Consider the following 12,769-nt stretch of genomic DNA (forward strand, 5'->3'; position numbering starts at 1 on the left):
CATGTTCAACAAAATCCTTATCGCGAACCGCGGCGAAATTGCTTGCCGGGTAATTAAAACCGCCCGCCGCATGGGCATCCGCACCGTCGCCGTCTATTCCGAGGCCGACGCAAATGCCCGCCACGTACGGCTGGCCGACGAGGCCGTGCTGCTCGGTCCGGCCGCCGCCCGCGAGTCTTACCTGGTCGCCGACAAGATCATCGAAGCCTGCAAGCGCACCGGTGCCCAGGCCGTGCATCCCGGCTACGGCTTCCTGTCCGAGAATGCCGCTTTCGCCGATGCGCTGGCCGCCAGCGGCATCACCTTCATCGGCCCGCCGGCTTCGGCCATTCGCGCCATGGGCTCGAAGTCCGAAGCCAAGAAACTGATGGGCAACGCTGCCGTACCGCTGACCCCGGGTTACCACGGCGACGACCAGACGCCCAAATTGCTGCACCAGGAAGCCGACCAGATCGGTTACCCGGTGCTGATCAAGGCGGCGGCCGGTGGCGGCGGCAAGGGCATGCGCCTGGTCGAGCAAAGCGAGGACTTCCCCGACGCGCTCGCTTCCTGCAAGCGTGAAGCCGCCTCCAGCTTCGGCAACGAGCACGTGCTGATCGAGAAATACATTACCCGGCCGCGCCATATCGAAATCCAGGTCTTCGCCGATACGCTGGGCAACTGCGTCTACCTGTTCGAACGCGACTGTTCGGTGCAGCGCCGCCACCAGAAAGTCCTGGAAGAAGCGCCCGCCCCCGGCATGACGCTGGAACGCCGCCGGCAGATGGGCGAAGCCGCCGTCGCCGCCGCCAAGGCGGTCGGCTATGTCGGCGCCGGCACCGTCGAGTTCATCGCCAATCAGGACGGTTCCTTCTATTTCATGGAAATGAACACCCGCCTGCAGGTCGAGCACCCGGTCACCGAAATGATCACCGGCCAGGATCTGGTCGAATGGCAATTGCGGGTCGCCGCTGGCCAGCCGCTGCCGCTCAGCCAGGAACAATTGCCGATTCGCGGTCACGCGCTGGAAGCCCGCATCTACGCCGAAGACGCCAGCAAGGGCTTCCTGCCCTCGACCGGCCAGCTGGTTCGCCTGCTGCCGCCGGCCGAGAGCCTGAATGTCCGCGTCGATACCGGGGTCGAGGAAGGCGACGAAATCACCCCGTTCTACGACCCGATGATCGCCAAGCTGATCGTCTGGGACGAAACCCGCGACGGCGCGCTGGCCCGCATGCGCAAGGCGCTGGCCGACTACCGGGTGGCCGGCGTGACGACCAATATCGACTTCCTGTCCCGCCTCGTCAGCTGCCCGGCTTTCGCCGGCGCCGATCTCGACACCGGCCTGATCGAGCGGCAGAAAGATTTCCTCTTCCCGGCCGCCCAGGCCGTGCCGCGCGACGCACTGCTCGTCGCCACGGTCGGCGAGCTGCTCTGGGAACAGCACGCCGCCAAACTGGCCGCCAAGCACAGCGGCGACCCCTGGTCACCGTGGCATGCCCGCGACGGCTGGCGGATGAACCTGTCGGCCGCCCGGATGATCGGCTTCCGTGATGGTGACAAGCTGGTCGAAGCCCAGGTCCGCTACCGGGGCGACCAGTGGTCGATCACCCTGAATGGTGAAACGACGCAGGCCCGCGGCCGCAAGCTGGACGGCGATGCCTTTGCCGTCGAACTCGACGACCGCCGGCTGATCGCCAGCGTTCTTGCGGTCGACGACAAGCGCAGTATCTTTCTCAACGGTAGCACGTACTCACTTCTGCGCGATGACCCGCTACATCTCGTTGAAGCAGGCGGGGCGCAGGGTGGCGGCCTGACCGCGCCGATGCCCGGCAAGGTCGTTGCGCTGCTTGCCGAAGCCGGCCAGAAGGTCGACAAAGGCACGCCGCTGCTGATCCTCGAGGCGATGAAGATGGAGCACACCATCACCGCCCCCGCAGCCGGCGTCGTCAAGGCCTTCTGCTACGCGGCCGGCGAACAGGTGGCCGACGGCGCGGCACTGGTCGAGTTCGAGGGCGAGTGAAGACGCCGCCTTTGCCCGTCAGCGGTGCTGGACAATGCACCGCTGACAGCTCCGAGCAACTGGCGGAAGCCGTGCGCCGTGCCTGCCTCGAAGCGGCGGTTGCCGCCTACGAGGCGGCCGGCGCCCAAGGCCTGTGCGCCGAAGGGCGCTGGGAAGTTGCGGTCGGCGCCCTGCGCGCGCTCGATCTGCACGCCCTGCTTCAGGCCGGCGAATCATCCTCGAGCAGCACCTAGTCCACGTTCCTTCTTTTGCGAGCCCCTGCCATGTCCTTTCCCGCCCAAGTAAAGATAGTCGAAGTCGGCCCGCGCGACGGCCTGCAGAACGAGAAGCAGGTGGTCCCGACCGAAATCAAGATCGAACTGATCAACCGCCTGGCCGAAGCCGGCCTGCGCGTCATCGAAGCCACCTCCTTCGTCTCGCCGAAATGGGTGCCGCAGATGGGCGACAACACGGCGGTGATGCAAGGCATACGCAAGCACCCGGCGGCGGTGTACCCGGTTTTGACGCCCAATTTGCAGGGTTTCGACAGTGCCGTACAGGCTGGCGCCACGGAAGTCGCCATTTTTGGTGCCGCTTCCGAGTCATTTTCGCGCAAAAACATCAATTGCTCGATTGCCGAGAGCCTGAAACGCTTCGAACCGGTGGTTTCAGCCGCCAGTGCGCTGGAAATCAAGGTCCGCGGCTATGTGTCCTGCGTCGTCGGCTGCCCCTATGAAGGCGCCATCGCTCCCGAGCAGGCCGCCAGCGTCGCCAAAACCTTGTACGACATGGGCTGTTACGAAGTCTCGCTCGGCGACACCATCGGCGTCGGCAATCCGGCTTCGATCCAGCGCATGATCGAAGCCTGCGCCAAAGTGGTGCCGATCGAACGGCTGGCCGGTCATTATCACGACACCTACGGCATGGCGATCGCCAACATCTACGCCTCGCTGCAGATGGGCATGGCGGTTTTCGACAGTTCGATCGCCGGCCTCGGCGGCTGCCCCTATGCCAAAGGCGCCTCCGGCAACGTCGCGACCGAGGATGTCGTCTATTTATTGCAGGGCCTGGGCATTGAAACCGGCATCGATCTGGCTAAACTGGCAGCTATCGGTGACTGGATTTCCAGCACCATCAATCGTCCGAACGGCGCCAAGGCCGGCCGGGCTCTTTGCGCCAGGACCGAGTGAGCCTTTTTTCCGCTGTTGCCGAGTTACTAAAACCCGCCCCGCCCCTCGATCCGGCCCTGCTCAAGGCGCTCGATCGGGTGGCCGAACTGGTCGACCCGATGCTCAAGGCCGCCGGCGATTTCGAAAAACGCCTCGCCTTCCCGCTGCAGCATGCGCTCGGTTACTGCGATGGCCTGGTCGCCGGCCTGCCCGGCCCGATCGACATCAACCGCAAGTCCTTTGCCAACGATCCGCTGGTCCATGCGCTGTTCGCCACGGCCGACGATATCGACCAGATGCTCGGCCGCAGCCAGGCGGTACGCGACTTTCTCGCCGAACCGTCGTGCTGGGAATCCGATCATTTCTATGCCATGTTCGCCGCTCGCCGCCAGCAGAAGAAACAACTGGGCATGGCGCGGATTGGTGATGTCATCCGCAGCGACGTGCCGCAGGAGGTGCTCTTCTTTTCCGACCACACGCTGGTCGAACCTTGCTGCCACCTTGAAACCACCCTAACTGGCCTGCGCAGCAAGGCGCTGGAAAGCCTGCTCCACACCTTTCACGCCCACGTTGCCGCATTGCGCCACGAACGCGAGGGCCTACGCGCCGATGTTTCGGTCGAGCGGGCACACCTGACCGTGCTGCGCGGCGCGACACCGGGCCACGAATACGAGGTGCGGACACGCCATCTTGACGATCTCGACGGCAAGTTGCGCGACAACGCCGAATCATTGATGCCGGAGCAACTGCTCGAAGCGTTGGCCGAATTCCTGCAGGCCCCCGAAACCGCCCTTCGGTTGTGCCCGGTCAGCATCACCGTGGACCGGCTCGGCGTGGTCAGCGAGCAGCCAAGCAATGATCTCGGCCTGCAAACCCTCAACTTTCCGGAACTAACTGCCCGCGACAAGCGTCTGCATCTGGCCATGCTCGCCAGAATCAGCCGTGACGAAGCGCTCGAAGCCGTTGAAATGGTGCGCGATCAGCAACACCGTTTCATGCTCATCTAAATGCTCCAATCTCCCTGTATCAACATCTGCAAGATGGATGCGACAAGCGGCCTGTGCACCGGCTGTTTCCGCACCCTCGACGAAATCACCCTGTGGTCGCGGACCGACGATGCGACCCGGGCCGGCATTCTGGCCGCCGTCGCCCGGCGCCGACTGGAGCAGCCCCCGACGGCCGGCGAAGTACGTGGCGATGGCAAGCGATAGAACCATGAATAACGAAGAAGACCTCTACCCCTGCGTCGGTATCTGCATGGCCGACCCCGACTCCGGTTACTGCCTGGGCTGCGGCCGCCCGCCGCTGGCCAGCCCGACCATCGTCGCCGAAATCAGCCAGCCGGTGGTCGCCCCCAGCCAGACCAGTACCGACCCGGACAGCCCGGCATGAGCGTCCAGCTGCCCGAGTCGCTGCTTGTCCTCGAGCGCGGCTGGCTGTCGGCCAACAACGTGCTGTTTTTCGAGGGCGACACTGCGACACTGATCGACAGCGGCTATGTCTCGCACGCCGAGCAGACCGTCGCCCTGGTCGAACACGCGCTGGACGGTCGCCGCCTGAGCCGGCTGATCAATACCCACTCGCACTCCGATCACATCGGCGGCAACGCTGCCGTACAGGCCCGTTTCGGCTGCGAAGTCATCGTCCCGGCCGGCCTCCATGCGGTGATTGCCGAATGGGACGAGGATGCGCTGCTGCTCTCGCCGCTCGGCCAGCAGGCGGCCCGCTTCCAGCACGACAGCCTGCTCGTCGCCGGCAGCGAACTGGAACTCGGCGGCCTCAACTGGCAGGCGCTGGCCGTACCCGGCCACGATATGGAAGCGCTGGCCTACTACAACCCGGAAAAACGCATCCTGATCTCCGGCGATGCGCTGTGGGAAAACGGCTTCGGCGTCATCTTCCCGGAACTGCTCGGCGAGGCCGATGGCCTGGCCAGCACGCGGGCGACGCTGGACATGCTGGCGCAACTGCCGATCGACATCGTCATTCCCGGCCACGGTCGCCCGTTTGCTGCGGTCGACGGTGCGCTGGAGCGGGCTTTCCGTCGCCTCGGCAATTTCGAGGCCAATATCGAACAACTCGCCTGGCACGCCATCAAGGTCATTGTCTCGTTTGCAATGCTGGAAAGGCGCCGCCTGCCGCAGGCCGATTTCCCAGCCTTCGTCCTCAGCCTGCCCTTCGCCGTCGACGTCAATGCCCGCTACCTGAGCCTGCCCGACGACAAGCTGAGCGAACGCCTCGAGCGCGAACTGCTGCTGGTCAACGCCTTGCGCCGCGAAGACGGCTGGCTGGTCGCCGGCGCCTGAGCCTGACTCAGGCTTTGGGCAGCGCCTGCTGGATCAGCCTGACCCAGTAATTGACGCCGAGGGTCAGCAACTCGTCGTTAAAATCGTAATGCGGGTTGTGCAGCGTGCAGCCGCCGGTACCCGGCCCGTTGCCAAGCCAGACGTAACAGCCCGGCTTTTCGCGCAGCATGTAGGCGAAGTCCTCCGCTCCCATCGAGGGCAGGATGTCGGTAAGCACTCGCTCACCTCCAAACACCGAACCAGCAACCTCGCGGCAGAAATTTGCCTCCGGAACACTGTTGACCGTCGGCGGGTAGCGATGGTCGAACTGGACGCTGATCTGCGCCCCGTTGGCGGCGGCAATGCCGCTGCACAGGCGCTCGATAGCGCGTTCGATATTGTCCTGCACCTCCGGCTTGAAGCTGCGGATGGTGCCGCGCAGCACGACCTCTTCCGGAATGATGTTCCAGGCTTCGCCGGCATGAAACTGGGTGACGCTGACCACGGCCGACTCGCAGGGATGCAGCGTCCGGCTGACCACGGTCTGCAGGGCCTGCACCAGTTGCGCCCCGGCGACGATCGAGTCGACGCCCTGGTGCGGCATCGCGGCGTGGCAGCCATGACCGCGCACGAAGATCTCGAAGGCGCAGGTGCCGGCCATCACCGGCCCCGGCATGACCATCATTTCGCCGACCGGGATGCCCGGCCAGTTGTGCAGGCCATAGACTGCTTCGACCGGGAAGCGCTCGAACAAGCCGTCCTCGATCATCACCGCCGCCCCGCCTTCCGATTCCTCGGCCGGCTGGAAGATGAAGACGGCCGTACCGTCGAAGTTGGGATGTTCGGCCAGATAGCGGGCCGCGCCGAGCAGCATCGCGGTATGGCCGTCGTGGCCGCAGGCGTGCATCTTGCCCTGATGCCGGGAGTGATGCGGGAATTCGTTCATTTCGGCCAGCGGCAGCGCGTCCATGTCGGCGCGCAGGCCGATCATGCGCGGCGACGAGCCGGCCCGCAGCACGCCGACGACGCCAGTCTTGGCGATGCCGCGATGAACCTCCAGGCCGTAACGCTCCAGTTCGCGCGCCACCAGTTCGGCCGTCCGGTTTTCGTCGAAAGCGAGCTCCGGATGGGCGTGGATATCGCGGCGCTGGGCCGTCAATTCGGCGAGAAAAGGCAGGTCAAGCAGGGGAAGGGTCGGGGGCATGGTCGTCTCCTTGTTTATTTCTATTATGCCGAAGGTTGCGGCGCTGCGCCGCGTTCATTATGCTGCACTCCATGGAACTCATTCTCATTAGCGGCCTCTCCGGCTCCGGTAAATCGGTCGCCCTCAACCTGCTCGAAGATGCCGGCTATTACTGCGTAGACAACCTGCCGGTCGTTATGTTGACGGTACTTGTCCGCATGCTGCAGGGCGAGAATACCGAGAAGGTGGCAGTCGCCATCGACGGCCGTTCCGGCCACGGCATCGAACTGCTGCCAGCCAAGCTGAAAACACTGTCCGACGAGGGCGTGCGGCATACCGTCCTGTTCCTCTACGCGCATACTGAAACGCTGCTCAAGCGCTATTCCGAGTCGCGCCGCCGGCATCCGCTGGCCACCCCGGATCAATCGCTGGAAGAGGCAATCCGCGCCGAACGCGCCCTGCTCGACCCGATCGCCGACCTCGGCCATCGCATCGACACCAGCGGTCTGAAAGCCAATGCGCTACGCGAGTGGGTGCGTCAGTTCATCGAGGCCGAACCCGGCCAAGGGCTGACGCTGATGTTCGAATCCTTCGGCTTCAAACACGGCATTCCGCTCGATGCCGACCTCGTCTTCGATGTCCGCTGCCTGCCCAATCCGCACTACGACCCCGAACTGCGCGCACTGACCGGCAAGGACCAGGCGGTCGTCAACTTCCTCGAAAACGAAACGGAAGTCTGCCGCATGCGTGACGACATCGCCCACTTCGTCGACACCTGGCTGCCCTGCTACATCCGCGACAACCGCAATTACCTGACGGTCGCCATCGGCTGCACCGGCGGCCAGCACCGTTCGGTGTATATCGCCGAATGGCTGAGCCGTGAATTTTCCAAGCGCGCCCGCGTGCTGGTCCGCCACCGGACACTGGCCGGCAGTTGAGCGGCCCGAATTTCGGCATGCCTGCCCATTTTTGCTTAGCCCTGCGGTCGACCGGCCGCCAGCGGCAAAAATCAGGCCGACCATGCACTGGCTGAGCCTGATCCGCCCCGGCGACTGGCTGATGATGCTGGCCGGGCTGGCCACCGTCGGCGGCAGCATCCCCATCTTCTGGCAAGGCGGCCTCGCCGACCGCGCCATCATTCGCCAGGAAGGCAAGGTCTTTGCCGAAGTCGATCTGCGCAGCCGCAAGCAATTCGAGGTCGGCGGCCCGCTCGGCACGACGCTGATCGCCGTCGAACCCGGCCGCGCCCGCATCGTCTCCGACCCGGGGCCGCGCCAGTACTGCGTGCGCCAGGGCTGGCTGATGCGCCCGGGCGAGATCGCCATCTGCGCCCCGAACCGCGTCAGCCTGCAGATCGCCGGGCGGACCAAGGTCTATGACTCAATCAGTTATTGAACTCGCTGTCACCGACCAGGACCGCCGCGTCGCCTGGCTGGCGACGGCAGCCGTCGCCCTGTCGCTGGTCGATGCCGCCATTCCCTCGCCGCTACCCGGCGTCAAGCCGGGCCTGGCCAATATCGTCACCCTGGTCGTCCTCACCCGCTACGGCTGGGGCACCGCGGTCTGGGTCAGCGGCCTGCGCGTGCTGGCCGGCAGCCTGCTACTCGGCTTCTTCCTCGCCCCCGGCTTTTTCCTGTCGCTGACCGGGACCACGCTCAGCCTGCTGACGCTCGGTCTGGCCCGCCATCTTCCGGCCCGCTGGTTCGGCCCGGTCAGCCTCTCCATCCTCGCCGCCTTCGCCCATATCGGCGGCCAGTTGTTGCTCGCCCGCGCCTGGCTGATTCCGCACGACGGCGTCTTTTTGCTCACCCCGGTCTTCGCCGGCGCAGCCCTGGTCTTCGGCACCATCAACGGCCTGATCGCGGCTAAACTGCTGGCTGAACCTGAGCCTGCGGAAACGACCCATGTCTAAAACCATCTGCCTTGCGCTGACCGGTGCCTCCGGCATGCCCTACGGCCTGCGCCTGCTCGAATGCCTGCTCGCCGCCGGCTGCAAGGTGCAACTGCTCTATTCGCAGGCATCGCAGGTCGTCGCCCGCCAGGAAATGGATTTCGAACTGCCGTCGCGGCCGAGCGAGGCCAAGGCCGCGCTGCTCGCCCGCTATCCTGCGGTCGACAGCGAAAAACTGGCCGTTTTCGGCCGCGAGGAATGGTTCGCCCCGGTCGCCTCCGGCTCCAACCCACCCGATGCGATGGTCGTCTGCCCCTGTTCGATGGGCACGCTGGCCGCCATCGCCCAGGGCCTGGCCGACAACCTGATCGAACGCGCCGCCGACGTCGTCCTCAAGGAAGGCCGCAAGCTGGTACTGGTTCCACGTGAAACGCCGTTCTCGGCCATCCACCTGGAAAACATGCTGCGCCTGTCGCGGGCCGGCGCCGTCATCCTGCCGCCCAGCCCGGGCTTCTACCATCATCCGCAAAGCGTCCAGGACATCGTCGATTTCGTCGTCGCCCGCGTCCTTGACCAGATCGGCGTGCCGCACACGCTGATGCAACGCTGGGGAGAAAACTGATGGGCTGGTTCGATTTCGCCCGCTCGCCGTCCGGCGGCAGCGTTGAAACCCTGCACGTTCCGCTGTTTCCACTGAATACCGTGCTCTTCCCGGGCAGCATCCTACCGCTGAAGATATTCGAGCAGCGCTACCTCGACATGGCGGCGGCCTGCATGAAGGACAACACCCCCTTCGGCATCTGCCTGATCGCCAGCGGCAGCGAAGTGGGCGGCAGCGCCGAGCCGCACGCCGTCGGCACGCTGGCCAGCATCGGCAACTGGGAAATGGAGCAGCTCGGCATCCTGATGATCTCGGCCGTCGGCAGCCGGCGCTTTCGCATCCTCGACAGCCACACCGGCCCCGGCGGCCTGCTCGAAGGCACAGTCGAACTGATCGCCGAAACCGGCCCCACCCCGCTGCCCCCCGAACGTGAGCGCTTGCTCCCGCTGCTGCGCCGTGTAGTCAATGACCTGGGCAGCGAACGAATACCCGAGCCACATCGTTTCGATGAAGCCGAATGGGTCGGCTACCGGATCACCGAAGTGCTGCCGATCCAGAATCTCGCCAAGCAGAAGCTGCTCGAACTGGAAGACCCGATCGCCCGCCTGGAAATCCTCGAAAAGTACCTCGACCAGCGCAAACTGCTCGACTGAAACGCCAGCGCCGCAATGCCTGCGGTCGACCGCTCAAAATCGCCGTTTTTCAGCCCCGCTCGTCGCGCCAAGCAGCCAGTGCGGCCGCCATTTCCGCTACCGGGGTCGCCCAATCGCCGCGCTGCGGCTGGCGAAACAAGCGGCTGCGCGGGTACCACGGCGTGTCGCTCCGCCCGAGCAACCAGCGCCAGTCGGTCTTCCAGGCCGGTAGCAAGATCCAGCACGGCACGCCGAGCGCTCCGGCCAGATGGGCGACCGAACTATCAATGCTGATCAGCAGATCGAGCTGGCTGAGCAAGGCTGCCGTATCGGCAAAATCGCCGATCAGCGGCGCCAGATCGACTAAGGGCTGGGCGGCCGGCAGCGGCGGCAAGGCTGCGTCCGATTTCTGCAAACTGAAAAAGCGGACACCGCTGACCGCCCACAAGGGCGCCAGCACCTCCAGCCCCGGCAACGAGCGCTCGGCATCGTTGCTGTGCTTCGGATTGCCACGCCAGACCAGGCCGACCCGCAAGCCCGCTCCAGCCAGGCTGGGTGCAAAACGGGCCTGGCGCTGCGGCTCAGCGGCCAAATAGGGAATCGCCGCCGGCACCGTTTCCAGCCGGGTTCCGGCATGCAGCGGCAGGCTGAGCAGGAAAGTCCAGTAATCGTGTTCGCTCAAACAGGGCTTGGCCTCGCTCAGGCTGAGCACGACATCCGGCCCGGCCAGCGTCTGCAGCAAGGCCTGCTGGCTCGGCCGGCAGACCAGCGTCACGCGCGCCGCCCCCTGCGCCTTCAACCAAGGCAAATAGCGGCAAAACTGCAGTTCATCGCCCAGGCCCTGCTCCGGCATCACGACAATCGTCTTGCCGGCCAGCGGCTCGCCCTGCCATTGCGGACAGCCCGGCGGCAAGGCGGCCGGCCCGCTCCCCGCCTCGGCATAAACCTGCTGGCGCCCTTCGTAGAGCGGCCAGCCTTCGGCAAACCGGCCCAGCGCCAGCAATAGCTGGCCGAGATTCATCCGACCCTGCAGATAATCCGGCTGCCAGCGCAGCGCCTCGCGAAAGGACGCCTCGGCCTCGGCCATTCGCCCCTGATCGGTCAGCAACACGCCTAGATTCGAATGCGCTGTCGCAAATTCCGGCTGCAGGTGCAGCGCCGTCCGGTAAGCGGCCTCTGCCTCCGCCAGCAAACCCAGCCGGGCCAGCAAGCCGGCCAGATTGGAATGAATGGCGGCCGAATCAGGCGCCAGTTCAACAGCCCGCCGCAGATGCCGCTCCGCCTCGGCAAACCGCCCAAGGTTTTCCAGCAGCAGGCCGAGATTGGCGTGCAGGCTGGCCTCCTCCGGCAACAAGGCGAGCGCTTCACGGTAGAGGGCTTCGGCCTCGACCGGCCGCTGCAGGCGTTCAAGGGCCAGGGCCAGACTGTTGCGGGCATCGGTTGCCTGCGGATCAAGTTCGATCAGCCGCTGCCAGCAGGTGGCCGCCAATTCGTCATCAGCCAGTTGCACAGCGCAGGTCGCGGCAATTTCGAGCAGCGCCGGATCATCGGCAAATAGCGTCAGCCCCATCCGTGCCGCCGCCAGCGCCTCGGCCGGCGCCCCGCGGAGCAACTGCAACTCGGCATGCTGTAGGAACGGGTTATCCATCATTCATCAACCAGCCAAAACAGGGATCTGCATTCAGGTGCGCCACAAGCGATTCTGTCCTTATCTTCCCGGTTGACCTATAACAAAACCATGATGTCGCTAAGGCTTTAAAGCCTGAAGGCTTCAGCCAGAGAAGCAGCCAGATGACAATCATTGAATGGCGAGGTCGCTATCTATTGGATCGCGGCCTCAGATCATTGAGCGCGGAGGATGACATGAACTCTAATAAATTGGCCACTGCCACCCTGATATTTGCTTCGGTTGCCTCATTACCCGGCACCGGCAATGCACAGACCCTGGAAAAAATCGCCAGCAGCAACCAGATTACCGTCTCTTACCGTGAAGCAGCGGTGCCATTCAGTTATGCACTCAGTCCGACCCGAGCCGTCGGCTTCTCGGTAGATTTAACGGATGCCATCATTGATGACGTGCGAGCCAAACTGAAGAAACCGAACCTCAAAGTGGTTCGCATCCCGGTTACGGGTCAGAACCGCATTCCGATGCTGGTCGATGGCACCTACGATCTGGAATGCGGATCGACGACCAATACGGCGGCACGCGGCAAAGATGTCTCGTTTGCAATCAGCCATTTCTATACCGGGACGCGGCTGTTGGCGAAGACCAGCAGCAAGATAAAAAACTACGCCGATCTTGCCGGCAAGACGGTTGTCGCTCCCGCCGGCAGCACGAATGAAAAAGTCGTACGCAAGTACAGCACCGACAACAACCTCAACCTGCAATTTATCTCGGGGAAGGACTACGCCGAGTCGCTCCAGATTGTTGAGGAAGATCGTGCTGCGGCCCTTGCACTGGACGATGTCCTGCTTTTCGGCCTGCGCGCCAATTCGAAAGCCCCCTCTTCACTCGAAGTGGTCGGCGATACGCTACAGGTCGAGCCCTATGGCTGCATGCTGCGCAAGGATGATCCAGCCTTCAAGAAACTGGTCGATGGGACGATCGCCCGCCTGATGAAGTCAGGTGAATTTGCCCGGCTCTACGCCAAGTGGTTCGAATCACCGATTCCACCGAAAGGCGTGGTCCTCGGCATGCCGATGAGCAAACAACTCAAGGCCAATCTCAAAGCGATGAGCGACAAGCCGGAGTTTTAGGTGCGACGAAGGGGCAGGCAAGCAGATATCGACCAGACAACAAAAAAGCCAACCGAGAAAGGTTGGCTTTTTCTTTTACAGATCAACGACCTGCCTGAATTCGATGTGGAGCGGGCGATGGGAATCGAACCCTTATATTGGGTTACAGCACGACAAACAGTGTGTGAGTGGGCTGGATACCATTCAAATTGGCAAATCTAGCTCGCGGACAAACTATGCATCTAGATGCGTATTACACCTATTGGCTCCACGTCCCGCATGCCACTTATACCC

Annotated in this window: 15 protein-coding genes; 13 read left to right on the forward strand and 2 right to left on the reverse strand. The window is 64.0% G+C overall.

Features of this window, described 5'->3' with window-relative positions:
- The first annotated feature begins 1 nt into the window (after nucleotide 1).
- The 7 genes from GH663_RS13670 to GH663_RS13700 are packed head-to-tail and all read left to right on the forward strand — an operon-like array spanning nucleotide 2 to nucleotide 5,453.
- The gene (locus GH663_RS13670; protein ID WP_153132276.1) at nucleotides 2-1,999 is read left to right on the forward strand and encodes an acetyl/propionyl/methylcrotonyl-CoA carboxylase subunit alpha; all 1,998 of its coding nucleotides are present in this window, start codon (nucleotides 2-4) and stop codon (nucleotides 1,997-1,999) included.
- On the forward strand, nucleotides 1,996-2,232 hold the full coding sequence (locus GH663_RS13675; RefSeq protein ID WP_211371150.1) for a hypothetical protein: 237 nt from the start codon (nucleotides 1,996-1,998) through the stop codon (nucleotides 2,230-2,232). The genes GH663_RS13670 and GH663_RS13675 overlap by 4 nt, the downstream gene beginning before the upstream one ends.
- Before the next feature lie 30 nt (nucleotides 2,233-2,262).
- Nucleotides 2,263-3,168 (forward strand): hydroxymethylglutaryl-CoA lyase, encoded by a 906-nt coding sequence (locus GH663_RS13680; RefSeq protein WP_153132277.1) that lies wholly within the window; start codon nucleotides 2,263-2,265, stop codon nucleotides 3,166-3,168.
- The gene (locus tag GH663_RS13685) at nucleotides 3,165-4,154 is read left to right on the forward strand and encodes a hypothetical protein (RefSeq protein ID WP_153132278.1); all 990 of its coding nucleotides are present in this window, start codon (nucleotides 3,165-3,167) and stop codon (nucleotides 4,152-4,154) included. The genes GH663_RS13680 and GH663_RS13685 overlap by 4 nt, the downstream gene beginning before the upstream one ends.
- Entirely contained in the window at nucleotides 4,155-4,358 is a 204-nt protein-coding gene (locus GH663_RS13690; RefSeq protein WP_153132279.1) for a DUF1289 domain-containing protein, read from the forward strand.
- A 4-nt stretch (nucleotides 4,359-4,362) separates the two neighbouring features.
- Nucleotides 4,363-4,539: a DUF1289 domain-containing protein gene (locus GH663_RS21005; protein ID WP_170291426.1), complete on the forward strand. Its 177-nt coding sequence runs from the start codon at nucleotides 4,363-4,365 to the stop codon at nucleotides 4,537-4,539.
- On the forward strand, nucleotides 4,536-5,453 hold the full coding sequence (locus GH663_RS13700) for an MBL fold metallo-hydrolase (protein ID WP_153132281.1): 918 nt from the start codon (nucleotides 4,536-4,538) through the stop codon (nucleotides 5,451-5,453). The genes GH663_RS21005 and GH663_RS13700 overlap by 4 nt, the downstream gene beginning before the upstream one ends.
- A 7-nt stretch (nucleotides 5,454-5,460) precedes the next feature.
- Here the strand turns inward: GH663_RS13700 and GH663_RS13705 are convergent, their stop codons facing one another.
- Nucleotides 5,461-6,636, reverse strand: a complete 1,176-nt coding sequence (locus GH663_RS13705; protein ID WP_153132282.1) for a M20 aminoacylase family protein — start codon at nucleotides 6,634-6,636, stop codon at nucleotides 5,461-5,463.
- Nucleotides 6,637-6,707: 71 nt separating this feature from the next.
- On the opposite strand from GH663_RS13705, the gene rapZ reads away from it, so the two are divergent.
- The 5 genes from rapZ (at nucleotide 6,708) to GH663_RS13730 (ending at nucleotide 9,760) form a co-directional block, all read left to right on the forward strand.
- Nucleotides 6,708-7,553, forward strand: coding sequence for an RNase adapter RapZ (gene rapZ, locus GH663_RS13710; RefSeq protein WP_153132283.1), 846 nt, complete (start codon nucleotides 6,708-6,710; stop codon nucleotides 7,551-7,553).
- An 82-nt stretch (nucleotides 7,554-7,635) separates the two neighbouring features.
- Nucleotides 7,636-8,010, forward strand: a complete 375-nt coding sequence (locus GH663_RS13715) for a NusG domain II-containing protein (protein ID WP_153132284.1) — start codon at nucleotides 7,636-7,638, stop codon at nucleotides 8,008-8,010.
- Complete coding sequence (locus GH663_RS13720; RefSeq protein ID WP_066883117.1) at nucleotides 7,991-8,527, forward strand: Gx transporter family protein; 537 nt, start codon at nucleotides 7,991-7,993, stop codon at nucleotides 8,525-8,527. The genes GH663_RS13715 and GH663_RS13720 overlap by 20 nt, the downstream gene beginning before the upstream one ends.
- Nucleotides 8,520-9,128: a flavin prenyltransferase UbiX gene (locus GH663_RS13725; protein WP_153132285.1), complete on the forward strand. Its 609-nt coding sequence runs from the start codon at nucleotides 8,520-8,522 to the stop codon at nucleotides 9,126-9,128. The genes GH663_RS13720 and GH663_RS13725 overlap by 8 nt, the downstream gene beginning before the upstream one ends.
- Entirely contained in the window at nucleotides 9,128-9,760 is a 633-nt protein-coding gene (locus tag GH663_RS13730; RefSeq protein WP_153132286.1) for an LON peptidase substrate-binding domain-containing protein, read from the forward strand. Before GH663_RS13725 ends, GH663_RS13730 begins: the two co-directional genes overlap by 1 nt.
- Nucleotides 9,761-9,809: 49 nt before the next feature.
- On the opposite strand, the gene GH663_RS13735 is transcribed toward GH663_RS13730, so the two are convergent.
- A complete protein-coding gene (locus GH663_RS13735; protein ID WP_170291427.1) occupies nucleotides 9,810-11,387 on the reverse strand; it encodes a tetratricopeptide repeat-containing glycosyltransferase family protein in 1,578 nt (525 codons plus the stop codon).
- A gap of 143 nt (nucleotides 11,388-11,530) precedes the next feature.
- Between GH663_RS13735 and GH663_RS13740 the strand changes: the two genes are divergently transcribed.
- Nucleotides 11,531-12,496, forward strand: coding sequence for a transporter substrate-binding domain-containing protein (locus GH663_RS13740; protein WP_211371151.1), 966 nt, complete (start codon nucleotides 11,531-11,533; stop codon nucleotides 12,494-12,496).
- Nucleotides 12,497-12,769: the final 273 nt, after the last annotated feature.

Origin of the sequence: Dechloromonas hortensis, from assembly GCF_009469765.1 — a bacterium.
Taxonomy (GTDB): Bacteria; Pseudomonadota; Gammaproteobacteria; order Burkholderiales; family Rhodocyclaceae; genus Azonexus; species Azonexus hortensis.